The sequence below is a fragment of the Xanthomonas sp. LMG 8993 genome, from assembly GCF_009835065.2.
Taxonomy (GTDB): domain Bacteria; phylum Pseudomonadota; class Gammaproteobacteria; order Xanthomonadales; family Xanthomonadaceae; genus Xanthomonas; species Xanthomonas arboricola.
Genome location: NZ_QVIF02000001.1, coordinates 496,999 through 518,222, shown reverse-complemented (window position 1 = coordinate 518,222; position 21,224 = coordinate 496,999). Strand labels below are relative to the sequence as shown.

The 21,224-nt window shown below is 66.3% G+C and carries 20 protein-coding genes and 1 other RNA gene; 6 read left to right on the top strand and 15 right to left on the bottom strand.

Annotated elements, in window-relative coordinates:
- Nucleotides 1-16: 16 nt before the first annotated feature.
- The 6 genes from DYQ94_RS02170 to hrcA form a co-directional block, all read right to left on the bottom strand.
- A complete protein-coding gene (locus DYQ94_RS02170; RefSeq protein ID WP_126965562.1) occupies nucleotides 17-1,144 on the bottom strand; it encodes a prephenate dehydrogenase in 1,128 nt (375 codons plus the stop codon).
- Nucleotides 1,141-2,049 (bottom strand): pyridoxal kinase, encoded by a 909-nt coding sequence (gene pdxY, locus DYQ94_RS02165; protein ID WP_126965561.1) that lies wholly within the window; start codon nucleotides 2,047-2,049, stop codon nucleotides 1,141-1,143. Before pdxY ends, DYQ94_RS02170 begins: the two co-directional genes overlap by 4 nt.
- 334 nt (nucleotides 2,050-2,383) lie before the next feature.
- Nucleotides 2,384-3,511, bottom strand: coding sequence for a molecular chaperone DnaJ (gene dnaJ / locus DYQ94_RS02160; protein ID WP_024939317.1), 1,128 nt, complete (start codon nucleotides 3,509-3,511; stop codon nucleotides 2,384-2,386).
- Between the two features lie 159 nt (nucleotides 3,512-3,670).
- Entirely contained in the window at nucleotides 3,671-5,596 is a 1,926-nt protein-coding gene (gene dnaK / locus DYQ94_RS02155; RefSeq protein ID WP_016901561.1) for a molecular chaperone DnaK, read from the bottom strand.
- A gap of 142 nt (nucleotides 5,597-5,738) precedes the next feature.
- Nucleotides 5,739-6,257, bottom strand: a complete 519-nt coding sequence (gene grpE / locus DYQ94_RS02150; RefSeq protein ID WP_010366360.1) for a nucleotide exchange factor GrpE — start codon at nucleotides 6,255-6,257, stop codon at nucleotides 5,739-5,741.
- A gap of 99 nt (nucleotides 6,258-6,356) precedes the next feature.
- On the bottom strand, nucleotides 6,357-7,409 hold the full coding sequence (gene hrcA / locus DYQ94_RS02145) for a heat-inducible transcriptional repressor HrcA (protein ID WP_024939315.1): 1,053 nt from the start codon (nucleotides 7,407-7,409) through the stop codon (nucleotides 6,357-6,359).
- Nucleotides 7,410-7,525: 116 nt separating this feature from the next.
- Here hrcA and recN point away from each other — a divergent pair, with 116 nt between their 5' ends.
- Nucleotides 7,526-9,190, top strand: a complete 1,665-nt coding sequence (recN, locus tag DYQ94_RS02140) for a DNA repair protein RecN (RefSeq protein ID WP_126965560.1) — start codon at nucleotides 7,526-7,528, stop codon at nucleotides 9,188-9,190.
- A 112-nt stretch (nucleotides 9,191-9,302) separates the two neighbouring features.
- Here recN and fur read toward each other — a convergent pair whose 3' ends face one another.
- Nucleotides 9,303-9,713, bottom strand: coding sequence for a ferric iron uptake transcriptional regulator (gene fur, locus DYQ94_RS02135; RefSeq protein ID WP_016901564.1), 411 nt, complete (start codon nucleotides 9,711-9,713; stop codon nucleotides 9,303-9,305).
- Nucleotides 9,714-9,817: 104 nt separating this feature from the next.
- Here fur and DYQ94_RS02130 point away from each other — a divergent pair, with 104 nt between their 5' ends.
- Entirely contained in the window at nucleotides 9,818-10,213 is a 396-nt protein-coding gene (locus DYQ94_RS02130) for an outer membrane protein assembly factor BamE (protein ID WP_039528130.1), read from the top strand.
- A gap of 276 nt (nucleotides 10,214-10,489) precedes the next feature.
- Here the strand turns inward: DYQ94_RS02130 and DYQ94_RS02125 are convergent, their stop codons facing one another.
- Both DYQ94_RS02125 and DYQ94_RS02120 read right to left on the bottom strand, forming a co-directional pair.
- Nucleotides 10,490-10,765, bottom strand: a complete 276-nt coding sequence (locus DYQ94_RS02125) for an RnfH family protein (protein WP_126965559.1) — start codon at nucleotides 10,763-10,765, stop codon at nucleotides 10,490-10,492.
- 2 nt (nucleotides 10,766-10,767) lie between these two features.
- Nucleotides 10,768-11,199: a type II toxin-antitoxin system RatA family toxin gene (locus DYQ94_RS02120; protein WP_016901567.1), complete on the bottom strand. Its 432-nt coding sequence runs from the start codon at nucleotides 11,197-11,199 to the stop codon at nucleotides 10,768-10,770.
- Between the two features lie 60 nt (nucleotides 11,200-11,259).
- Between DYQ94_RS02120 and smpB the strand changes: the two genes are divergently transcribed.
- Complete coding sequence (gene smpB / locus DYQ94_RS02115; RefSeq protein ID WP_006449452.1) at nucleotides 11,260-11,763, top strand: SsrA-binding protein SmpB; 504 nt, start codon at nucleotides 11,260-11,262, stop codon at nucleotides 11,761-11,763.
- Between the two features lie 142 nt (nucleotides 11,764-11,905).
- Here smpB and DYQ94_RS02110 read toward each other — a convergent pair whose 3' ends face one another.
- Nucleotides 11,906-14,362, bottom strand: coding sequence for a S8 family peptidase (locus DYQ94_RS02110; protein WP_126965558.1), 2,457 nt, complete (start codon nucleotides 14,360-14,362; stop codon nucleotides 11,906-11,908).
- A 133-nt stretch (nucleotides 14,363-14,495) separates the two neighbouring features.
- Here DYQ94_RS02110 and ssrA point away from each other — a divergent pair.
- Nucleotides 14,496-14,892: a transfer-messenger RNA gene (gene ssrA, locus DYQ94_RS02105) on the top strand.
- Nucleotides 14,893-15,079: 187 nt separating this feature from the next.
- Here ssrA and DYQ94_RS02100 read toward each other — a convergent pair.
- Both DYQ94_RS02100 and DYQ94_RS02095 read right to left on the bottom strand, forming a co-directional pair.
- Nucleotides 15,080-15,250 carry a hypothetical protein gene (locus tag DYQ94_RS02100; RefSeq protein WP_164498205.1) on the bottom strand — a complete coding sequence of 57 codons (171 nt, stop codon included), beginning with the start codon at nucleotides 15,248-15,250 and terminating at the stop codon, nucleotides 15,080-15,082.
- Between the two features lie 107 nt (nucleotides 15,251-15,357).
- Nucleotides 15,358-15,606, bottom strand: coding sequence for a hypothetical protein (locus tag DYQ94_RS02095; protein ID WP_065032450.1), 249 nt, complete (start codon nucleotides 15,604-15,606; stop codon nucleotides 15,358-15,360).
- A gap of 155 nt (nucleotides 15,607-15,761) precedes the next feature.
- Between DYQ94_RS02095 and DYQ94_RS02090 the strand changes: the two genes are divergently transcribed.
- Nucleotides 15,762-17,459, top strand: coding sequence for a sensor domain-containing diguanylate cyclase (locus DYQ94_RS02090; protein WP_126965557.1), 1,698 nt, complete (start codon nucleotides 15,762-15,764; stop codon nucleotides 17,457-17,459).
- Between the two features lie 97 nt (nucleotides 17,460-17,556).
- Here DYQ94_RS02090 and DYQ94_RS02085 read toward each other — a convergent pair whose 3' ends face one another.
- On the bottom strand, nucleotides 17,557-17,862 hold the full coding sequence (locus DYQ94_RS02085) for a hypothetical protein (protein WP_046342210.1): 306 nt from the start codon (nucleotides 17,860-17,862) through the stop codon (nucleotides 17,557-17,559).
- A 94-nt stretch (nucleotides 17,863-17,956) separates the two neighbouring features.
- Here DYQ94_RS02085 and DYQ94_RS02080 point away from each other — a divergent pair, with 94 nt between their 5' ends.
- A complete protein-coding gene (locus tag DYQ94_RS02080) occupies nucleotides 17,957-18,931 on the top strand; it encodes a GGDEF domain-containing protein (protein ID WP_065032447.1) in 975 nt (324 codons plus the stop codon).
- A gap of 136 nt (nucleotides 18,932-19,067) precedes the next feature.
- Here DYQ94_RS02080 and DYQ94_RS02075 read toward each other — a convergent pair whose 3' ends face one another.
- On the bottom strand, nucleotides 19,068-20,492 hold the full coding sequence (locus tag DYQ94_RS02075) for an efflux transporter outer membrane subunit (RefSeq protein WP_126965556.1): 1,425 nt from the start codon (nucleotides 20,490-20,492) through the stop codon (nucleotides 19,068-19,070).
- Complete coding sequence (locus DYQ94_RS02070; protein ID WP_016904913.1) at nucleotides 20,486-21,217, bottom strand: SDR family oxidoreductase; 732 nt, start codon at nucleotides 21,215-21,217, stop codon at nucleotides 20,486-20,488. The genes DYQ94_RS02075 and DYQ94_RS02070 overlap by 7 nt, the downstream gene beginning before the upstream one ends.
- Nucleotides 21,218-21,224: the final 7 nt, after the last annotated feature.

Below are 21,224 nucleotides of genomic sequence, written 5' to 3'. Positions count from 1 at the left end.
CCGCCCTGCACTGTTGCTACCCGTTGCGGTCGGAACGCTCCAGCACCCGTCCGATGCCGCTGCGGTCGATTTCGCTGGCCGCCTGCGCCAGCGCCGCGCGATCGCTACCCGGCTCGAACCCGATGCGGAAATGCAGCTCGCCCACCGGCGTGCGCGAGGAATGGATCGACGACAGGTTCACCCCATGCTGCTCGAACACATGCAGCAAGGCACGCAACGAGCCGGGCTGGTCTTGCGGCAGATACACGCTCAAGGTCAGCGGTTCGGTGAGGTCAGCCAGCAGGTAGCCCACGCGCTCATAGGTGTAGTTGCCGGCCGCGAGCGATTCGCCCTGCAGCGCCTGCGCGTTGTCGTCCAGGAACCGGGCGCGAAACTGCGCGCGCGCCGCATCGTCGCCCTGCGCGACCAGGGCGCGCAGCTCCTGCAGTTGCAGCAACAGCCGATCGAGCATCTCGCCGACATAGGGGTTGCCGAACTGGATGTCTTCGTAGATCGCCGGATTGAGCGAGAGGATGCGTGCGATCACCGCGGTATCCAGCTCGAACGAGGCCGAGCGATACGGCATCAGCGCGCGCAGCTCGCCGAGCAGTGGCGCGTAGTCGCGCAAGGTGCCGGCCTGCGCCAGATGGGTGGCGTGCACCATTGCCTGCACCAGCGCCATCACGCGGTCGTGGTGCTCGGGCGTGGCGTACACGCACTCGGCCTGCAACGCGGTACACAGCGCCTGTACCCACGTGGACCAGTGCTGCACGCGTGCCTGGCAGACCACCATCACCCGACCTTTCAAGGTGGGCGATTTGGGCGGTGCGGTCATCGGATGCAGGCCGACGACCTCGGCCGGCGAGGCCAGCATCGCGGCGACCGGTGCCTGCTTGATCGAGGTGACATCCATCCACAACTGCGACGCGGCACGCGGGCCGGCAAGATCCACATAGCGCTCGATCAAGCCGGCGGTGTGGCGGATCGGTGCAGAAAAAATCAGCACGTCCGCACGCTGCGCCAATGTGGCTTCGTCGATGTCGCCATCAACGGCCGGATCGAAGCCGATCACCTCCAGCCGCATGCGCGTGCGCAGGAACTGCGCCAGCCAGCGTCCGTAGGCGCCGGCGATGCCGACGATGCCGACCACCGGCTGCGCCATCACGCCAATCGCTCGACGGCAAAGCGCGGTACGGCCGCGAGTGCGGCCGGCGCGGCGGCCAGCACATCGAACTCTTCGAAGCCTGCAGCCAGGGTCGCTTCCAGCGCGCTGTGCACGCCGCTGAGCGCATGCCCCACCGCCAGCTCGAACGGCACCTCGCGCAGCAGCAAACCAATCAGCAAGGCCATCAGCACATCGCCGGTGCCGGCCACATCCACCGGCAGATGCGGCGTGGCCCATCGATACACCGCCGTGTCGCTGACCGCCAGGGTCACCAGCTCACCGGCCGCACCGGCCACGCTGTGCGCAAGCACCCATTGCGGGCCGCGCGCCAGCAATGCGCGCGCGGCGACGATGGCATCGTCCTGCTGCAGACTCGGCAAACCGGTCAGGCGCCCGAGCTCGAACGCATTCGGCGTCACCAGCCAGGCATGCGGCAACAGCCGCTCGGCGAAGACGCGCTCCAGTCCAGGCTCGACATACGGGCCGGTGTGCGTGTCGCCGATCACCGGGTCCAGGCAATACCGCAGCTGCGGCGCCAGCGGCAGGGTCTGCTCGAGCCAGTCGGCGAATGCCTCGCCATTGGCCAGGCTGCCGAAGTAGCCGGAGACCAGCATGCGCGCACGCTGCGGCAGGCCGCGCTCGGTGGCACCCAGCAACAGGTCGGCCAACCAGTCGGCCGGCAGGATACGGCCGCGCAAGGTGGCGTAGAACGGCGCGTTGCTCAGCAGCGTGGTTGGCACTTCCGCCACCCGCAGGCCCAGCGCACGCAACGGCGGCACCGCCGCGCTGTTGCCGGCATGGCCGTAGACCAGTTGCGATTGCACCGAGATCACATCGATCGGCGAAGGACCATCCGGGCGCTGGCGGCGACCGTGGACGAGGTGACTGTCGGGGGCATTGTTCATCGCCGCATTTTACGCCAGCGCCACCGCGCGCCCGGCGTCGATCGATGCGCCCACCGTCCGCTCGCCGCTGCACGCGCCGCCACCAGGCCGGTCTGTGCGCCGGCAGCAGTCGCTATCGCTCTTACCTTTACGGGCTCCCGCCGCACAAACGCAAATGCCGGCCCCTGGGGCCGGCATTCGTAGGGAGAACTTCGCTCAGCCGTGCAACTCTCCGGGCATTCGGAAGCGGGCATCCGCTCCCACGAATCCCGAATCGCCACACTGGCGCACTACCCCGGCAGGCCGGGCCACACCGCCCTTACGATTCCCCAATCCCGATTCCCGACCCCCGGCCTCAGGACGTCATCCGATCCCAGAAGCCCTTGACGCCATCGATGAACGTGGCCGACTTGGGCGAATGCTTGCGGGCATCCTCACCGGTGAACGTGGCCTCGAACTGCTGCAGCAACGCGCGCTGGTCGGCGGTCAGATTCACCGGCGTTTCGACCACCACGCGGCAATACAGGTCGCCTTCGGTACGGCTACGCACCGAGCGCACGCCCTTGCCGCGCAACCGGAACAGCTTGCCGGTCTGGGTTTCGGCCGGAATGCGGATTTCCGCCTCGCCGCCCAGGGTCGCCACACGCACGGTGTCGCCGAGCGCCGCCTGCGAGATGCGGATCGGCACTTCGCAATGCAGGTCGTCGCCGTCGCGCTGGAAGATCGCATGCTCGCGCACGCGCACCTCCACATACAGATCGCCCGGCGGCGTGCCAGCCGGACCGGCCTCGCCCTCGCCTGCCAGACGGATGCGGTCGCCGGTATCCACACCGGCAGGCACCTTGATCGACAGCACCTTGTCTTCTTCCACGCGACCGGCGCCGTGGCAGGTCTTGCACGGATTCTGGATCAGCGTGCCGCGCCCGTCGCAATGCGGGCAGCTCTGCTGCATGGCGAAGATGCCGCGCTGGATGCGTACCTGGCCGCGTCCGTGGCAGGTCCCGCACACTTCCACCTTGCCGTCTTCCGAACCGCTGCCGTGGCAGGGCTCGCACTCGATCAGGGTCGGGATCTCGATGCGGCGCTCGATGCCAGCGACGGCTTCTTCCAGATCCAGTTCCAACACGTAACCGACGTCGGCGCCACGTCGCGCAGCGCGCGGACCGGCGGCGCCACCGCCGAAAATATTGCCGAAGATATCGCCAAAGATATCTCCCATGTCCGGGCCACCCGGCCCACCACCACCGCCCATGCCGTGCTCGAACGCAGCGTGGCCATGCGCATCGTAGGCACGGCGCTTGTTGCCATCCGACAACACTTCATAGGCTTCCTTGCACTCCTTGAACATCGCCTCGGCAGCAGCGTCGCCTGGATTGCGGTCCGGGTGGTGCTTCATCGCACAGCGCCGATACGCCTTCTTCAGCTCCTCGTCGCTGGCGCCACGGGCAACGCCCAGCACTTCGTAGTAATCGCGTTTGCTCATAAGCCGGTATTGGGGATTCGTGATTTGAGATTCGTTGAAACGCAAAAGCGGACAGCATGCGCTGGTCCGCCTTGGCGACGCGACGCGTAAAGGATATCGGGATGGGGATCGGCACCTTTAGCGGCTGCCAATCCCCACTCCCGACTCCCAAATCACGGCTTACTTCTTGTCGTCCTTGACCTCGGTGAACTCGGCGTCCACCACGTCGTCGGCGGCCTTGGAGGCCTGCGCGTTGCCGCTGGCCGCATCGGCGTTGCCGCCCTGCTCTGCCGCGGCGGCGGCGGCGTACAGCGACTGGCCGGCTTCTTCCAGGGTCTTGCTGCGGGCCTCGATCTGCGCCTTGTCGTCGCTCTTCATGGCGGTTTCCAGATCCGACAGCGCCGCTTCCACCTTGCCGATCACATCGCCACCGACCTTGCTGCCATGCTCGGTGATCGCGGTGCGGGTGGCGTGGATCAGGCCATCGGCCTGGTTACGGGCCTGCACCAGTTCCTGGAACTTCTTGTCTTCCTCGCGGTTGGCTTCCGCGTCGGCGACCATGCGCTGGATCTCTTCGTCCGACAGACCCGAACCGGCCTTGATCTCGACCTTCTGTTCCTTGTTGGTCTTCTTGTCCTTGGCCGACACGTGCAGGATGCCGTTGGCGTCGATGTCGAAGGACACTTCCACCTGCGGCATGCCGCGCGGCGCCGGCTCGATGCCGGACAGGTCGAACTTGGCCAGCGACTTGTTGAAGCGGGCCTGCTCGCGCTCACCCTGCAGCACGTGCACGGTCACGGCCGACTGGTTGTCCTCGGCAGTGGAGAAGGTCTGCGAGGCCTTGGTCGGGATGGTGGTGTTCTTTTCGATGATCTTGGTGAACACGCCGCCCATGGTTTCGATACCCAGCGACAGCGGGGTCACGTCCAGCAGCAGCACGTCCTTGACGTCGCCGGCCAGCACGCCGCCCTGGATCGCAGCGCCCACGGCCACGGCTTCGTCCGGGTTGACGTCCTTGCGCGGTTCCTTGCCGAAGAAATCGGCAACCGCCTGCTGCACCTTCGGCATGCGGGTCTGACCGCCGACCAGGATCACTTCGTTGATGTCGCTGGCGCGCAGGCCGGCATCGTTCAACGCGGTGCGGCACGGCTCGATCGACTTCTTGACCAGGTCTTCCACCAGCGCTTCGAGCTTGGCACGGGTCAGCTTGATATTGAGGTGCTTCGGGCCCGAGGCATCGGCGGTGACGTACGGCAGGTTCACTTCGGTCTGCTGGCTGGTCGACAGCTCGATCTTGGCGCGCTCTGCGGCGTCCTTCAGGCGCTGCAGTGCCAACGGATCCTTGCGCAGGTCGATGCCCTGATCCTTGTTGAATTCGTCGACCAGGTACTCGATGACACGGTTGTCGAAGTCTTCGCCGCCCAGGAAGGTGTCGCCGTTGGTGGCCAGCACTTCGAACTGCTTCTCGCCATCGACTTCAGCGATTTCGATGATCGACACGTCGAAGGTACCGCCGCCCAGGTCGTACACGGCGATCTTGCGGTCGCCGCCGTTCTTGTCCAGGCCATAGGCCAGGGCGGCCGCGGTCGGCTCGTTGATGATGCGCTTGACGTCCAGACCGGCGATGCGGCCGGCGTCCTTGGTGGCCTGACGCTGGCTGTCGTTGAAGTAGGCCGGCACCGTGATCACGGCCTCGGTGACCTTCTCGCCCAGGAAGTCCTCGGCGGTCTTCTTCATCTTTTCCAGCACGCGCGCAGAGATTTCCTGCGGCGCCATGCGCTTGCCATCGCTGGTCTGCACCCAGGCATCGCCGTTGTCGTGGGCAAGAATGCCGTACGGCACGTGCGAGATGTCCTTCTGCACTTCGGCGTCGGTGAACTTGCGGCCAATCAGGCGCTTCACCGCGTAGAAGGTGTTCTTCGGGTTGGTCACCGCCTGGCGCTTGGCCGAGGCACCGACCAGCACTTCGCCGTCCTTGGTGTAGGCGACGATCGAAGGCGTGGTGCGGTCGCCCTCGGAATTTTCGATGACGCGGGCCTTGCCGCCGTCCATGATCGACACGCACGAGTTCGTGGTGCCGAGGTCAATACCAATGATCTTGCCCATGGATACGCTCCTGATGATTCTGTAGCTGTGTCCGGCGACGCCGGGTCTGGCTGAGATGTGGGGGTGGTGCGCAGGTGTTCAAGCCACCTGCACGAATCTGCGTTTCGCGCATGCGCCCGGCAGTTCAGCCGGGCGCTGCGGTTCAGTCGTGCTTGGCCACGACCACCAGGGCCGGGCGCAGCAGACGCTCGTTGAGCAGATAGCCTTTCTGGAACACCTGCACCACGTGGCCCGGGGCGATGCCCTCGGCCTCGCCCTGGCTGATCGCCTGGTGCTGGTCCGGGTTGAACGGCTGGCCGACCGGGTCGAGCAGGGTCAGGCCGTTGTCGGCCGCAACCTTGAGCAACTGCTTGTAGGTCATGTCCAGGCCATCGCGCAGCGGGCTGGGCTCGGTGCCGGCCGCAGTCAGCCCGGCATCCAGGCTGTCAAACACCGGCAGCAGCTCGCCCAGCAGCTTCTCGTTGGCGAACTTGCGTGCGTTCTCGACATCGCGGGCGATGCGCTTGCGCTGGTTTTCCAGATCGGCCCGCTCGCGCAGGGCATCGGCCTTGACCAGCGCGATCTCGCTGCGCAGCGACTCGATCTCGGCCTTGAGCGGATCGGTCTCGGGTGGGTTCTGGGACAGGTCTTCGGAGTCGAATTCGGGGTGGTCTTGGTTCATGTGCAGTTCCCGGGCAAGCGGAACGCCCGCCCCAACGTCACCCCGTATGTGGGCGCGCGCGCGCGTTTCAAGCAAAACGATCGTATCGATCGCTGCCGCTTATCGCGTGCCGGGCGGCTCCATGGCCGCGCCCAGCACCTGGGCGGCGGTCTGCACCAGCGGAATCACCCGGTCGTAGGCCATGCGTTTGGGCCCGATCACGCCCAGCACGCCCAGCACCTGGCCATTGGCGGCATACGGCGCGGTGACCAGCGAGACATCGTCCAGCGACAGCATGCCGGTCTCTTCGCCGATGAAGATGCGCACGCCCGGCGCCTGGATGGTGCGTTCGAGCAGCTGCAGGATCTCGCGCTTGCTGGCGAAGGCCTCGAACAGCTCGCGCAACCGGTCCAGGTCCGACAGGTCCTGCACGCCCATCAGGCGGGTCTGCCCGGCCATCACCATGTCGTCGGCGTCGGCCGGCACCAGCGCCTCACTGGCCAGATCCACGCTGTGGGCCAGCAGCTGCTCCATCTCGTTCTTTGCCATGCGCAGCTCGCGCAGCAGCGAAGCACGGATGTCCGACAGCGCGCGGCCGGCAAATTGCGCATTGAGGTAATTGGCCACCCGCTCCAGCTCGGCCGGTTCGTAGGCCCGGCGCGGCTCGATCACCCGGTTCTGCACCTCGTTGTCGGCAAACACCAGGATCGCCAGCACCCGGCGCGCGTCCAGCGCCACAAAGTCGATATGCCGGAACGCAAACTGCTCGCGCCGCGGCGCACTGACCACGCCGACGAAATGGCTCATCGCCGACAGCATCTGCGAGGCGCTGCCCAGCAGCGACTGGGTGCCGTTGCCGCTGGCAAGCTCCGCGCGCAGGCGGCGCACTTCTTCCTCGCCGGGCGGCTGCATCTGCACCAGGCTGTCAACGAACACCCGGTAACCGTGCGCGGTGGGCACCCGCCCGGCCGAGGTATGCGGAGAGCTGAGCAGCCCCACATCCTCCAGATCGGCCAGGATGTTGCGGATGGTGGCTGGGCTGACGTCCAGCCCGGCGTGCTGGGCCAGCGTCTTGGAGCCGACCGGCTCGCCATCGCGGATATAGCGGGCAATCAGCGTCCGCAGCAGTTGGCGTGCGCGGGGATCAAGCGTTGGGGACTGGGACGCGCGCATGGGATCATCCGGTGAGACTGGGCATAGATAATGTCTGGCCCTGCGGTTGGCAAGCGTCTTATTCCCTGCCCGCCGCTCCCACCCTAAGCTTCCCCAAAGCGTTCACACTCGATCCCATGCTCAGACACCTCTCCATCAAGGATTTCGCCGTCGTCCGCGCCACCGAACTGGAATTCGGGCCAGGCATGACCGTGGTTTCCGGCGAAACCGGCGCCGGCAAGTCGCTGATGGTGGACGCGCTGGGCTTCCTGTCCGGGCTGCGCGCCGACAGCGGCGTGGTCCGCCACGGTGCCGACCGCGCCGAACTGTCGGCCGAATTCCAGCTACCGGCCCAGCACCCGGGCCTGACCTGGCTGTCGGACAACGAACTCGACGACGACGCGCAATGCCAGCTGCGCCGGATCATCCGTGCCGATGGCGGCTCGCGTGCCTGGATCAACGGCCGCCCGGTGACCTCTTCGCAACTGGCGGAGCTGGCCTCGCGGCTGGTGGAGATTCACGGCCAGCACGAACACCAGGCCCTGATGGCCCGCCACAGCCAGCTCGCCCTGCTCGACGCCTACGCCCGCAACGGCGCGCAGCGCGAGCAGGTGCGCCAGGCCAGCCAGCGCTGGCAAGCCCTGCTGGACGAACGCGATGCGCTGTCCGCGCAGGGCGATGTCTCCGACCGCATCGGCTTTCTGGAACACCAGCTCAGCGAACTGGAACGCGAGGACCTGGACCCGGCCGCGATCGCCGCGCTGGACGTCAATCATCGCCGCCAGGCGCACGCCACCGCATTGATCGGCGCCTGCGACAGCGTGGCCCTGCAGCTCAATGGCGACGACGGCGCCTGCGCGCTGGGCCTGCTGCAGGACAGCCGCCATGACCTGGCGCGCGTGGCCGAGCACGAGTCGCGCCTGGGCGAGGTCGATGCACTGCTGGACAGCGCGGTCATCCAGATCGAGGAGGCGCTGGCCCTGCTCGACCGCGTGCGCGACGACCTGGAGGCCGACCCGGCCCAGTTCGAGGCGATGGAGCGCCGGCTCGGCCGCCTGCACGATCTGGCCCGCAAGCACCGCGTCACCCCGGACGAACTGGCCGCCCAGCGCGACCGCATGAGCCTGGAAGTGGAGAGCCTGCGCGGCGCCGACGAGCGCCTGCAGCAGTTGGACAAGCATATCGAGGCGGCGATCGGCGTCTGGCGCAGCGCGGCCAGCAGCCTCAGCGCCAGCCGCACCACCGCTGCCGAGGCCTTGTCGGCCGCCACCACCACGCTGATCGGCGAGCTGGGCATGGGCGGCGGGCAGTTCCTGATCCAGCTGCAGCCGCAGGACACCCTGCGCCCTGACCCCAACGGCGCCGAGCGGGTGGAATTCCTGGTCGCCGCCAACGCCGGGCAGCCACCGCGCGCATTGCGCAAGGTCGCCTCCGGCGGCGAGCTGTCACGGATTTCGCTGGCGATCGAGGTCGCCGCGCTCGGGCTGGACAGCGTGCCGACCATGGTCTTCGACGAAGTGGATTCCGGCATCGGCGGCGCGGTGGCCGACATCGTCGGGCAAAAACTGCGCGCCCTGGGCGAAGAGCGCCAGGTGCTGTGCGTGACCCACTTGCCGCAGGTGGCCGCCAAGGGCCACGCGCACTATCGGGTCAGCAAGGCGCCGGTGGACGGCATGACCCAGAGCGCGGTCGAACTGCTCGGCCCGCAGGCGCGCCAGGAAGAACTGGCGCGCATGCTGGGCGGGGTGGAAGTCAGCAAGGAAGCCCGCGCGGCGGCACGCAAGCTGCTGCAGAGCGCCTGAGCCGCCGGGCGCTGTCTCGGCCGCCATCGGGGGTGACCAGGCAGCCGATGGCGGCAAACGCACAAGGCGGCCGAAGCCGCCTTGTCGTTGCCGCACTACCACCGGCTTGCCGTCAGCGCGGACGCTTCTTGCGCACGTACAGCACCAGCGAGTGCTCTTCCAGCTCATAGCCATGCTGGGCGGCGATCTGCCGCTGCAAGGCCTCGATCTCTTCGCTCTCGAACTCGATCACGTGGCCGGTATCCACGTCCACCATATGGTCGTGATGGCCGCCGCGATCCAGCTCATAGACCGCCTGGCCGCCTTCGAAATTGTGCTTCAGCACCAGACCGGCGGCCTCGAACTGGGTCAGCACCCGGTACACCGTGGCCAGACCGATTTCGTCGCCATGGTCGAGCAGCTGCCGGTAGATGTCTTCTGCGCTGAGATGGTGCTGGTTGCTCTTCTGCTCGAGCAACTCCAGGATCCGCATCCGCGGATGGGTCACCTTGAGCCCGACTTTGCGCAGGTCGTGGGTTTCCATATGTTCTCCGTTCATTGGCGATTTAGCGCCAGCTGCCATCAAACGGGTCGCGGCGACCGGCGGGAGTGTATCATCGGCGTGATTTCCTCAGCACTTAATCCCCGATGCGTAATCTCCTGCTGGTCGCCGCCGTTGCTCTCTCCACCGCTGGCTGCGGCATCATCTACAAGCAGCCGATCTACCAGGGCAATCTGATCAAACAGAATGCCGTGGAGCAACTGCAGGTAGGCCAGAGCAAGCAGCAGGTCAGCGCGTTGCTGGGTACCCCCTCGATCCCCGATCCATTCCATTCGCAGCGCTGGGACTACACCTCCACCCAGCGTGTGGACCGTCTGGCGCGCACCGAGATCAAGAACTTCACCGTGTTCTTCGAAAACGAGCAGGTCGTTCGCTGGGAAGGCGATTATTTCCCCTCGCAGGACGAGCAGCTGGCCAAGTCGGCACCCAAGCAGTTCGGTCGCAATCTGGCCCGCGACAAGAAAAAGCAGCGCGGCCGTTGATGCGCTCGGTCGCGCACTGCGCGATCGCCTGAGTGTCGCCGCACCAGAAAACGCATCCGTTTGAACGGATGCGTTTTTTATTTGCCTGGTCGCAGAGACGTGTTCGGTCAGGAACTGCAGCGCTGATCTGGATATCGACATCCGCGGTTTTCCGTCAGCCGTCTTGCGGCGACAGGCGCCTGCCCAAGCCACAGGCTGCGCTCGCTAGCCCAGATCATTCAACAGAAGAGCTCGCTGTTGCGCACGGCGCACATGCATCGCAGTGCCGGCCAACAGCTATCCGTTGGGACCGGCCTTTTTGCTCGGTCCGGCACGGCGACGCCGTGCCTCCTTCGGATCCAGCAGCAGCGGCCTGAGCAATTCCACCCGGTCGCCGTCGCGCAGCACCTGATCCGCGCGTGCAATCAGCCCATGGATCGCCTGCGCGGCAGGCGGTCGATCCGGTGCCAGACCGGAGGCGGCAATCGCCTCGGCCACGGTAGCGCCCTCGGCCAGCTCCAGCGATACCGAACTGCAGCGGTCCGGCCAGGCCAGCACGACGTCGATCCGCATGCTCAGACGTCGCCGCGATCGGCGACCCGCACGAAATCGTTGACCATGCGGTCGGCCAGGCCTTGAAAGCCCAGCGCTAGCGCCGGACCCAACAGCCGCGAGCTGGTTTCCACTTCCAGGGTCAGGCTGACCTTGCAGGCGTTCTCGCCCAGCGACTGAAACTCCCACAGGCCTTCCAGGCGCTTGAACGGCCCGTCGCGCAGATGCATGACGATGCGCTGCGGACGTTCGAGCACGTTTTCGGTGGTGAACCAGGTGCGGAACGACCCCAACCCCAGATCCAGCCGCGCCACGATATGCGCCTGGTCCTGTTCAAGCACCTGCGCAGCATCACACCAGCCGAAACGGCGCGGATAGGCGGCAACATCATTGACCAGATCGAACATGCGGGTGGCGCTGTGTTCGACCAGGGCGCTGCGACGGATGGTAGGCATTCGCTAACTTGTGAAAGACAGAAGATCGTTTGATGACGCCGAATCGGCGACAATGGCGGCATGAGCAAGAAACCAGCCAAGGATAAAGCAAACGGCGCGACGGCCACGAAAACCATCGCGCTGAACAAGCGTGCGCGCCATGAATACCACCTGGAAGAGCGCTACGAAGCCGGCCTGGCCCTGCAGGGCTGGGAGGTCAAGGCGATCCGCGCCGGCCGCGCCAACATCATCGACGGCTACGCCTATGTGCGCTCCGGCGAGATCTTCCTGATCGGCGCCCAGATCACCCCGCTGATCCAGGCCTCCAGCCACACCGTGCCGGTGGAACGCCGCGATCGCAAGCTGCTGCTGCACCGCCGGGAAATCGACAAGGTGCTGAGCAGCGTCGAACGCGACGGCTACACCCTGGTGCCGACAGCGCTGTACTGGAGCAACAACAAGGTCAAGCTGGAAATCGCGCTGGCCAAGGGCAAGCAGAACCACGACAAGCGCGACGCCGCCAAGGACCGTGACTGGCAACGCGACAAGCAGCGCGTGATGCGGCGGCATAACCGGGATGCGTGAGTAGCCGGGATTGGGGATTCGGCATTGGGGATTGGTAACGGCAAATCCATTCGCAGCCGGCGTTTGCATGGCTCTCGGCCCCGGCGAGCAACGCGGCGCGTAGAACCCATGCTCTTGCGAATCCCCAATTCCTAATCCCGAATCACGTCGCTCCAAGCATCCGCATCAAATTCGGCACTCCCCTGCCCTGCACATAGCGATCGCGTTGCAGGTCGGTGCTGGTGTCCAGCATCAGCTGCTTGACCCGATCCGGGAAGCCGATGAACTCGCGGCGGGCGGAGAGGAAGCCGGCCAGCACGCCGGAGACGTGCGGTGCGGCCATGCTGGTGCCACTCATCTCCACCATCAGGCTGGCCGGATCTTTCGGGTCGAAATCGTAATAGGCCGACAGGATCTTTTCGCCCGGCGCCACGACATCCGGCTTGCCGCGTCCATCGGCGGTCGGCCCGCGCGACGAAAAATACGACACGCCGTAATTGTGCGGGCTGCTCTTGTGCACCGAGCCGACCACGATGGCGTCTTCCAGATTGCCCGGGTCGCTGATCGACAGATCCATGTTGGCCGGATATGCATCGCCGTCGTTGCGCATCAACCAGGCCAGGCCTTCGTTGCCGGCGGCCACCACCACCAGCACGCCTTGCCGCCATAGCCGCCGCAACTCGTTGCACAGCGGCGTAAAACCGCAGCCGTAGCTCTCCGGATCGAAGTAGCCGCCCAGGCTCAGATTGACGCCATGGATGACCAGCTCGCCGGCGCGCTCGTTGATCGCTGCGACCTGCTGCACCGCCTTGATCATCCAGGAATCACGGCCGTTGCCGGCATCGTCCAGCACCTTGAACCCGTACAGCTGGGTGTCCGGCGCCATGCCGGCAAACTCCAGCGGTTTGCCCGGGTTGCCCTGCGCGTCGGGAATCACCGCGCGGCTATGGCCGGCGATGATCCCGGCGATATGCGTGCCGTGCCCGTGCCGATCCAGCCGAGCGAAGGCATCGCCGTCGGCGCGCGTCAATCGCCTGGCTGCCCCCCGCCGCGTGCAATCCCATTGCGCCACCACCGTGTCGCGCTCCCCCTTTACGAAGAAATGCGGGTGACTGGCTGCGATACCGGTGTCCAGCACCGCCCAGCCGATCTGTTGCCCGCGCGCGCGATACGCGGTGCGCGCCGCATCGGCATGCAGGACGTTGCCGGACACGTTGATCAACGCGCGCTTGCCGGCATCGCGCCACACGCGCCGGAATCCCAGCGCGCGGTAGCGGTCCTGCAGCGATTCGATCTCGAACCGCGTCAGCCGCGCCGACACAAACCGCTGCAAGCCATCTTCCAGCTCGATCGCCTCGTCCAGCGCATCGCCGCTCAAGCCGGTGGTCGCCGCAGCGGTCTGGCGCAACTGCGCCAACAGCAGCGCACGCGTGGCGGCCGGGTCGTCGCCCAGCAACCGGCGATCCAGCTCGATCAGCACCTCATGCCGGTACTCGGCGCCATGCGCTTCCAGCTGCTCGCTGAGATCCTTGATCAGCACCGCATTGGAGACCGGTTGGTCGAAGCCGACGCCCACCGCTTCGCGCACCGCCGCGCGCACCTGCGGAATCGACAGATAGCCCGAGCCCGAATGCGCGTTGTGCTGCCAGTCCGGATTCAGGCGCGCGCCCGCGAGGTTTTCGAAACGCCCCTTGGCGTTGGCGATGTCGTCGCCGAGATCCGGATCCAGCGCGATCGGGTCGCGCGTGTCGGCCACGTTGATCCAGCGCCGTACGCACGCGGGAAACGGCAGCTTGCGTGTGCCGGTCCAGCGCTTGAACATGCTGCGCACCTGCGGCAGGCCCAAAGGCGAGCCCAGGGTCAGGAACAGGCTGACCTCGCACTCGGCCGCCTGGAGCTGACGCAGCACGTCAAAGGCGATCATCGAGCCCTGGCTGTGCGCCACCACCACAAACGGCCCGCCACCCGAGCGCAACCGCTGCGTCAGGCTCTCGCGCATCAACGCCGCACGCTCGGGCACGAAGAACAAATCGTGCACGTCCTGCAGCAGCGCGGCGGAGATCAGCCGCAGCAGTACGCGGTTGATCGCATCGATCGGACCTTTGGCCTGCACCTGGCCCGCCGCCGGCATCGCGGGCGCGGCATCCAGTTCGTCCAGCAAGCGGTGCAGATCGACACGCTCTTGCTCGCTCTGCGCCAACGCATCGGCAAGCAAATGCAGATCCTGCTCGCCTGGCACCAGCCCAAGCGTGCTCAGGGCGCGCTGCACGCTCTGATTGAGCGCCGGGCCGACATCGCGCGCATCGCAGTTACCGGGTTCGGCAACCGGATAGCGCTCGCGATTGACCCAGTACGCCAGGCGCGTGCGCTCGCCCATCGGCCGCCCGAACAAGGCCTTGTCCCACTGACAGCGCAGCACCTCGGCCGGCGGCTTGTTGCCGATGCCATGGATGTAGATCACGGTGCGCGCCTTGCCCTGCACGCGCGTCAGTACGGTGTCCTGCGCTTGCTGCTGCGCAGCCTTGGCTGCGCGTCGAGGCCTGGGGGCGTCGACGCCCGATGCGCGTTTGCGGGGCGTGCTGCGTGCCTGCCGCGGACCTGGGGACTTGCCTGTCGCCATCGTTTGGCTCCTTGATTACCAGACTTTTCCGTCCGATAGGACTGAAGCCACTGTAAGCGCTGCACGTCTCACCACTTGTGACAGGGCGCTCCGATCCCTACACTGACCAGGTCAGCGTTTTGATGCTTTCCCCGGGGGTGCACTGGTTTCGACGGGGGTCGCGAAGTCGCTTGGCGCATGCCGAGGGGGCAGCTTTCCTCGTTAATCCAGCAGCAAACTTTTAGTTGCCAACGATGACAACTACGGTTCGGACTTCGCTATCGCCGCTTAATTGGCTTTAGTTGTAGTTCTACAGCCGCCTTAGGCGAACCCCCGAACCTACTTGTGCCCGTGCTCGTAGGTGTAGGGTCATTATCACGGAACCATCGGTAGTGGCTGCCTGTCAGCTACCGGTTAGATAAAGCAGGCTGGTTTCCAGGTGCGCTTTGCCAACCGTGCTGCCTGGGAATGAGATCCAACGGAGGGCTAAGCATGTAGTGCTGGGGATGGAGTGCTTCCGGACGGCGGTTCGATTCCGCCCACCTCCACCAAACAACGGTCCTAAGACGACCGACTAAGGCCGGGACTCCTCGATGCAGAGGGCTTCCGGCCTTTTTCATGGGCGATACCCTGCCGTGGTGACGCATGATCGGCAGCGACATGGCGCTGACAGAATGCCGCATCGCGTCTCGCCCGACAGCCCCTGCATCGCAGACGGCGGCGGGCTTACCTGCTGAGTCAATTAGTGACGTGGGCGGTCTGTTCGGTGCATTCGGCGGATGCGGCTGCGACGACGCTGTCCGCGTCATGCGCAGGCACTGCATCGCCACGCAGTTGATCGAATAGCGCGAGCAGTTCGGTGGCTTCCTGCTGCAGCAGGGCCAGGGCACTTTTGTTGGGCTCTTGCATGTCGCTTCCGTCCAAGACGCTCCCCAGCGTTGTTCAGGGCTGAAAGCAAACCGTATGCCAGCTGGTGCGGTGCCGGCATGGTCGATGCGACCGGGCACGCATGCCGCTCACGCGGACTCGAGCTGCCGCTGCGCTTCGGCATGCATCGCTTCCAGCGTCACCATGCCGGCAACCCGGGCGGCGGCCATGGCGCTGCGGTGGTCGGGAAACGTGGCAGACAGGGCGCTGCCCGCCAGGTCGCCGGCGCTGCCGGCCCCAATCTGGGCGATCTGCCAGTCGGCGACCCAGCCGCGGCTGGGGCCATCGCCCCGGGCAGCGCGACAGGTCAATCGATAGCTACCAAGGAAAATGACCACTCTGTTGCCCGGCTCGGTGACGAGCATGAAGGATACCGTCGTGCCGGCGCCGGAGCGACCTCAAGCCCGTCCCGCAGCTGACTGACAAGCGAAGTGGAGCATGGGCACGCGACTTGCATCAGCCTCAACCAGACAATCGATGTCAGGGGAACACGGTGTTAACCAGGAACGCAAAACGTCACGCCGCCGGCGCCTTGTTGCTTGGCGGGGTGATCTTCGTCCTGATCGGCGTGGGCGGTTATTTCACCACGCAGCGCTCGCTGGCCGATGCCGGCTGGGTGACGCATACGCAGGAAGTGATCGCCAGCATCGACGAGATCCAGGCCGGGATGCTGTCGGCAGAGTCGTCGGTGCGTGGCTATGTCCTGACCGACAATGAAGCGTTTCTCGGGGTGTACGCCGATGCGATCGGGCGGCTTCCCGAGCGCATCGTGCGGCTGGATGCCCTGGTGCAGGACAACCCGGTGCAGCGGCGCAACGTCGTGGCGCTCGGACGCCTGGTGGACATGCGCCTGGTCCAGATCAATGACCTGTTGCACAGCTATCGCAAGCAGGGCCTGGATGGCGCGCGCGCCTCGATCGCACGCGGCGTGTTCCAGACCTCGTCGTCGCTGCGCCGCCAGGTGCAGACCATGACGGAACTGGAGCGCCAGCAACTGGTGAAGCGTACCGACACCAATGCGCGCAGCGCGCAGTGGGTGCTGTGGGTGACGGTGGTCGGGATTTTCAGCGGCTTGCTGGTGATGTTGCTGGCCTACCGGTTGCTGTCGCGCGAACTGGAACGACGCGTGCTCGCCGAAGACGCGGCCAGCACGACCAGCGAACGCCTGATCGAATCGTTCGCTACGCTCGAACGCACGTCGGCCGGGCTGGAGGCGCTGGCACGTTACTCGGGCCTGCTGCAGAACTGCCGCAATGCCGAGGAAGCGCTGGAAATCACCGCCCGCACGATCGCCCCGCTGATCCCGGGCGCGGCCGGCGCGGTCTATTTGCTGCGCGCCTCGCGCGATCGTGCCGAACAGGTGGTGGCCTGGGGCACGATGGCCGACGACGACAACGCCAGCATCGCCCCGGACACGTGCTGGGCCTTGCGCCGCGACCGCACGCATGTGGTGGAAGACGCCAGCCAGGGCATGCTCTGCCAACACATCGGCGCCAATCTTCCGGCGCATGCGAGCACCGCCTGCATCCCGCTATCGGCTCAGGGCACGCAACTGGGGATGCTGGCGCTACGCAGCGAGGATCCGCGCGATCTGGCCTCGTTGACCGTGGCCGAGGCCGCAGCCGAACAACTATCGCTGGCGTTGCACAACCTGCGCCTGCGCGAGACGCTGCGCCAGCAATCCATTCGCGATCCGTTGACCGGTCTGTACAACCGCCGTTATCTCGAAGAAGCGCTCAATCACGAACTGGCGCGCTGCACGCGGCGGGCCCTCCCCTTGTCGGTGCTGATGCTGGACGTGGACCACTTCAAGCAGTTCAACGATCTGCACGGCCACAGCGGCGGCGACCGCGTGCTGGCGGCGATCGGCGAATTCCTGCTGGCGCAGACGCGCGGCGAAGACATCTGCTGCCGCTATGGCGGCGAGGAGTTGACGATCATCCTGCCGGAAGTGGATCTGGCGACCGCCTGCAGGATGGCCGAGAAGCTGCGTGCCGGCATCGAAACGCTGCAGGTGATGGCCGATGGCGTGTCGTTGCCGAAGGTCAGCGCCTCGTTCGGTGCGGCCAGCTTTCCCCAACATGCGGGCAATATGGCGCAGTTGCTGCGTCGCGCGGACGAGGCGCTGTACCGCGCCAAGCAGGCCGGACGCAATCAGGTAGTGAGTGCGGGCGCCGCAGCCGCAGGCTGAGACATGCCGTTATCAGATTGGACCTGCGTCTGCGGGCATACCGACGCGCCACGCGCGCCCGCAATGCAGGCGTTGCACTGACCGCGCACAGCGGGCATCAAGCGCAACTGCGCCCATCCGCATCGGTTGGAATCAGGCCGGCACCCGCCAGCATGTTGTCGACGCGGGTCCGCACATAGGCCGCGTCCTCGGCCGCGGCACTGCTGAGCACGGCCTGGGCACGCGCCTGAAAATCGAGATAGTCAAAATCCGCGTCTTCATCGGCCGATAGCTGCGGCAGTTCGTCCTGCAGCGCGTCCAGGCGCATGTCGAGTTCTTCGCGTGTGGGCATGGCAGACTCCGACGGCAAAGACGCTACGGTTGCGGCACGGCCGTCAAGGATGTGCGAAGCCCGACCCGGCAACGCTTCATTTTCCGACCCGCTGCCGCGGCGCGTGCACGCTCAACTTTCGCAAGGCTCCGCCGATAATGATGCCGACTCCTATAGAACCTTCCCTGTGATCCTCCACCTGCGGCGGGATTTCCGTCTCGGCATCGTCAAGATGCTGGGGCCGATCACCGCGCTGTTGCTTTGCCTCTATGCGGTGTACCTGGCCATTACCGGTCAGGCGCTGGCCTGCCTGATCACCGCATCGCTCGGTGTGCTTGCGATATGGCGTGGCTGGAAGATGCGCGATGCAGAGCGCACCGGCGCTGGCGGCGTGTGGCTGGCCTCGATCAATGTGGGCGGCTGTCTGGTGGCCTGCTGGACCGGCGGCGATGGCGCCCTGCCCTGGCTGTTTCCAGTGCTGGCCACCAATTACTTCCTGTGCGGCCCGCAACGCGCCGTGCTGCTGAGCCTGCCGCTGCTGGCGGCGCTGCTGCTGTTGCCGGGCCTGATCGTCAGCCCCGGCCAGGGCGTGTCGACGGTCGTGGTGACGCTGGTGACGCTGGCGGTGGGGTATGCGTTCTCGCTGCGCATGCAGGACGACCGCGTGCATCTGGAAGAGCTGGCCTCGCTGGATGCGCTGACCGGCCTGCCCAACCGGCGCATGCTCGAGCGTGCGCTCACCCATCAGATCGACCGACGCCAGCCGAATGAACGGCTCAACAGCCTGATCATTCTGGATCTGGACCATTTCAAGGAGGTCAATGATCTCTACGGGCATGCCGCAGGCGACGCCGCGTTGTCGGATCTGGCCACGATCCTGCGCTTCGAAGTGCGCGAGCCACACCAGGTGTTCCGCTTCGGCGGCGAAGAATTCGTGGTGCTGTTGCGTGCCGGCTCCCTGCAGGAACTGGAAGCTGCCACCGAGCGCCTGCGCAAGGTGATCCGCAACGGGCTGCGTGGCCCGGGTGGGCGGATCACGGTGTCGCTGGGCGCGGCCCGCCATGACGGCGAAACGCATTGGCAGGACTGGTTTTCGCGTGCCGATGCGGCGCTGTATCTGGCCAAGAACGGCGGCCGCGACAGCGTGCGGGTTGCCGACTGAGCGCAGCCCTCGTGTGATCGGCCGGTCGGCAGGCGTTCCGACGGTCGCCCGGAATCCAGCCGCCGTATCGGCCGACGAAGCGTTGGCGCAGCCGGGTGCCTGCAGGACGACCTGACGGCCGCCCTGCAGGCCTGCCTCACCGATTGAGCACGGCCACCGGTGCCGCAGGTGCTTCGCCCTGCTTCCAGCCGCCCAGCGCCTTGTACACACCGACCACGCCGACATTCACCGCGGCCTCGGCCTGCGCCAACGCATCGTCGGCGGCCAGCTGGGTGCGTTGCGCGTCCAGCAGGGTCAGGAAGTCTTCCGAGCCCTCGCGGTAGCGGATCTGCGCCAGTTGTTCGGCACGTCGCGCCGCATTGGCCTGCTCCACCACGATCGCCAGGCGTGCCTGCTGGCGGCCGTAGCCGATCAAGGCGTTCTCGGTGTCTTCCAGCGCCAGCAACACGGTCTGCTGGTATTGCGCCAAGGCACCGTCGGCCTGCGCCTTGCTGGCACGCAGGCGGGCACGCACGGTGCCAAAGTCGAATGCCGCCCAGCTGATCGACGGGGTGATCGACCAGGCCTTGCCGCTGCCCTCGGTCAGCCTGGCCGCGTCGCCGGACAGGAAGCCGACAAAGCCGCTGACGCTGATGCGCGGGAACAGATCCGCGGTGGCCACGCCGACCTGCGCGGTGGCAGCTGCCAGGCGACGTTCGGCGCTGCGCACGTCCGGGCGCTGACGCAGCAATCCGGCGGTATCGCCCAAGGGCAACGCACGTGCGAACGCCGGCGTGGTGCGCGCCACCAGGGTGGCGTCCAGGGCATTGGGCGCCTGGCCGAGCAGCACCGCCAGGCGATGGCGGTACTGCGCCTCGGCGGTTTCCAGCAACGGAATGTCCGCCTCGATCGCCTTCAGGCGCGCCAGGCTGCTCTGCACATCCAGTTCGCTGCCGGCGCCCAGGTCCCAACGCGTCTGCGTCAGCCGCTGGGTGTCGTGCAGGTTGGTCAGCGTGCGCTTGGACACCTCCAGCTGCTTTTGCGTACCGCGCAACTCGAAGTAGTTGCGCGCCACTTCGGCAGCGACGGTGACCTGCACGTCGAGCAGGCTGGCCTGCTCGGCTTCCAGATCCGCACGTGCCGCTTCCGAGGCGCGCCGCTGGCGGCCGAACAGGTCCAGCTCCCAGGCCGCATCCAGACCCAGGGTGGTCTGCTCGGTGAGGAAGCGCTGGTTGCCGGCAACCACCTGCTGTTGTTCGCGTCGATCGAAGCTGCCCTGCGCGGTGATGTGCGGGGCCTGGTCGAGGCGACGCTCGACGAACACCGCGCGTGCCTGCTTGACGCGCGACACGGCGATGCGCAGATCGTGGTTGGCGAACAAGGCATCGCGCACCAGTTGTTCCAGCACCGGGTCGTCGAACTGCGACCACCAATTACCGACCGGTGATTCGCCGCTGAAGGCCGCATCCTGCGCGCCCTGCAAGGTCACCGCGGCCGGCGGGTCGGGCCGGTAATCCGGCCCCACCGCGCAGCCGCTGAGCACCAGCGCAGCCAGTGCCACGCTCAGAAAGGTTCTTACCATGGCAACACTTCTCCCAGATGCGTAAAGCTGCCGGTGGCGCCGTGCGCGTCGAGCAATGCCATTTGCACGCTGCTGTGCGCGCCCTGCTCCACCTCGATCTCGCCGCCGCCACCGTTCATGTCGGTTTTGACGTAGCCCGGATGCACGGTGTTGACCTTGATGGCGGTGTCGCGCAGCTCATGGGCCAGGTGCACCGTCCAGCTGTTGACCGCGCTCTTGGAGGCGTCGTAGGCGGGAATCTTGAAGTCGTAGATCGGCGAACCGGGCTGGGTATGCAGGGTCAGCGAGCCGAGCATGCTGGACACATTGACGATGCGCCCGGCCAGCGAGCGACGCAGCAGCGGCAGGAACGCCTTGGTGACGCTGACGACCGCGAACAGGTTGGTGTCGAAGGTGCGCTTCCACACCTCCAGGCTCTGCTGCGACGGCGTGCGCTGCATGTCCTCGATCATGATGCCGGCGTTGTTGATCAGGATGTCCAGGTGGCCATGGCGCTGCTCCACCGTGCCGACTGCCGCAGCGATGCTGATGTCGTCGTTGACGTCGAGCTGGATGGCCTCCACCGGCAGGCCTTCGGCCTGCAGCTTGAGTGCGGCGGCGACGGCATCGTCGCGCTTGCGCCCGGCCAGCAGCGTATGCACGCCGGCCTGGGCCAGTTGTCGAACGGTTTCCAGGCCGATGCCGCGGGTGGCGCCGGTGACCAATGCGATCTTGTGGTTGCTCATTTCAATG

Excerpts from the sequence above, each read along its gene's own strand:
- pdxY (WP_126965561.1), bottom strand. The coding sequence starts at position 2,049 with ATGAACAATGCCCCCGACAGTCACCTCGTCCACGGTCGCCGCCAGCGC.
- DYQ94_RS02070 (WP_016904913.1), bottom strand. The coding sequence starts at position 21,217 with ATGAGCAACCACAAGATCGCATTGGTCACCGGCGCCACCCGCGGCATC.
- DYQ94_RS02125 (WP_126965559.1), bottom strand. The coding sequence starts at position 10,765 with ATGCGGATCGACGTCGTGCTGGCCTGGCCGGACCGCTGCAGTTCGGTA.
- DYQ94_RS02110 (WP_126965558.1), bottom strand. The coding sequence starts at position 14,362 with ATGGCGACAGGCAAGTCCCCAGGTCCGCGGCAGGCACGCAGCACGCCC.
- hrcA (WP_024939315.1), bottom strand. The coding sequence starts at position 7,409 with ATGCGCGCGTCCCAGTCCCCAACGCTTGATCCCCGCGCACGCCAACTG.
- dnaK (WP_016901561.1), bottom strand. The coding sequence starts at position 5,596 with ATGGGCAAGATCATTGGTATTGACCTCGGCACCACGAACTCGTGCGTG.
- DYQ94_RS02130 (WP_039528130.1), top strand. The coding sequence starts at position 9,818 with ATGCGTAATCTCCTGCTGGTCGCCGCCGTTGCTCTCTCCACCGCTGGC.
- DYQ94_RS02075 (WP_126965556.1), bottom strand. The coding sequence starts at position 20,492 with ATGGTAAGAACCTTTCTGAGCGTGGCACTGGCTGCGCTGGTGCTCAGC.
- fur (WP_016901564.1), bottom strand. The coding sequence starts at position 9,713 with ATGGAAACCCACGACCTGCGCAAAGTCGGGCTCAAGGTGACCCATCCG.
- DYQ94_RS02100 (WP_164498205.1), bottom strand. The coding sequence starts at position 15,250 with ATGCAAGAGCCCAACAAAAGTGCCCTGGCCCTGCTGCAGCAGGAAGCC.
- recN (WP_126965560.1), top strand. The coding sequence starts at position 7,526 with ATGCTCAGACACCTCTCCATCAAGGATTTCGCCGTCGTCCGCGCCACC.
- grpE (WP_010366360.1), bottom strand. The coding sequence starts at position 6,257 with ATGAACCAAGACCACCCCGAATTCGACTCCGAAGACCTGTCCCAGAAC.
- dnaJ (WP_024939317.1), bottom strand. The coding sequence starts at position 3,511 with ATGAGCAAACGCGATTACTACGAAGTGCTGGGCGTTGCCCGTGGCGCC.
- DYQ94_RS02120 (WP_016901567.1), bottom strand. The coding sequence starts at position 11,199 with ATGCCTACCATCCGTCGCAGCGCCCTGGTCGAACACAGCGCCACCCGC.
- smpB (WP_006449452.1), top strand. The coding sequence starts at position 11,260 with ATGAGCAAGAAACCAGCCAAGGATAAAGCAAACGGCGCGACGGCCACG.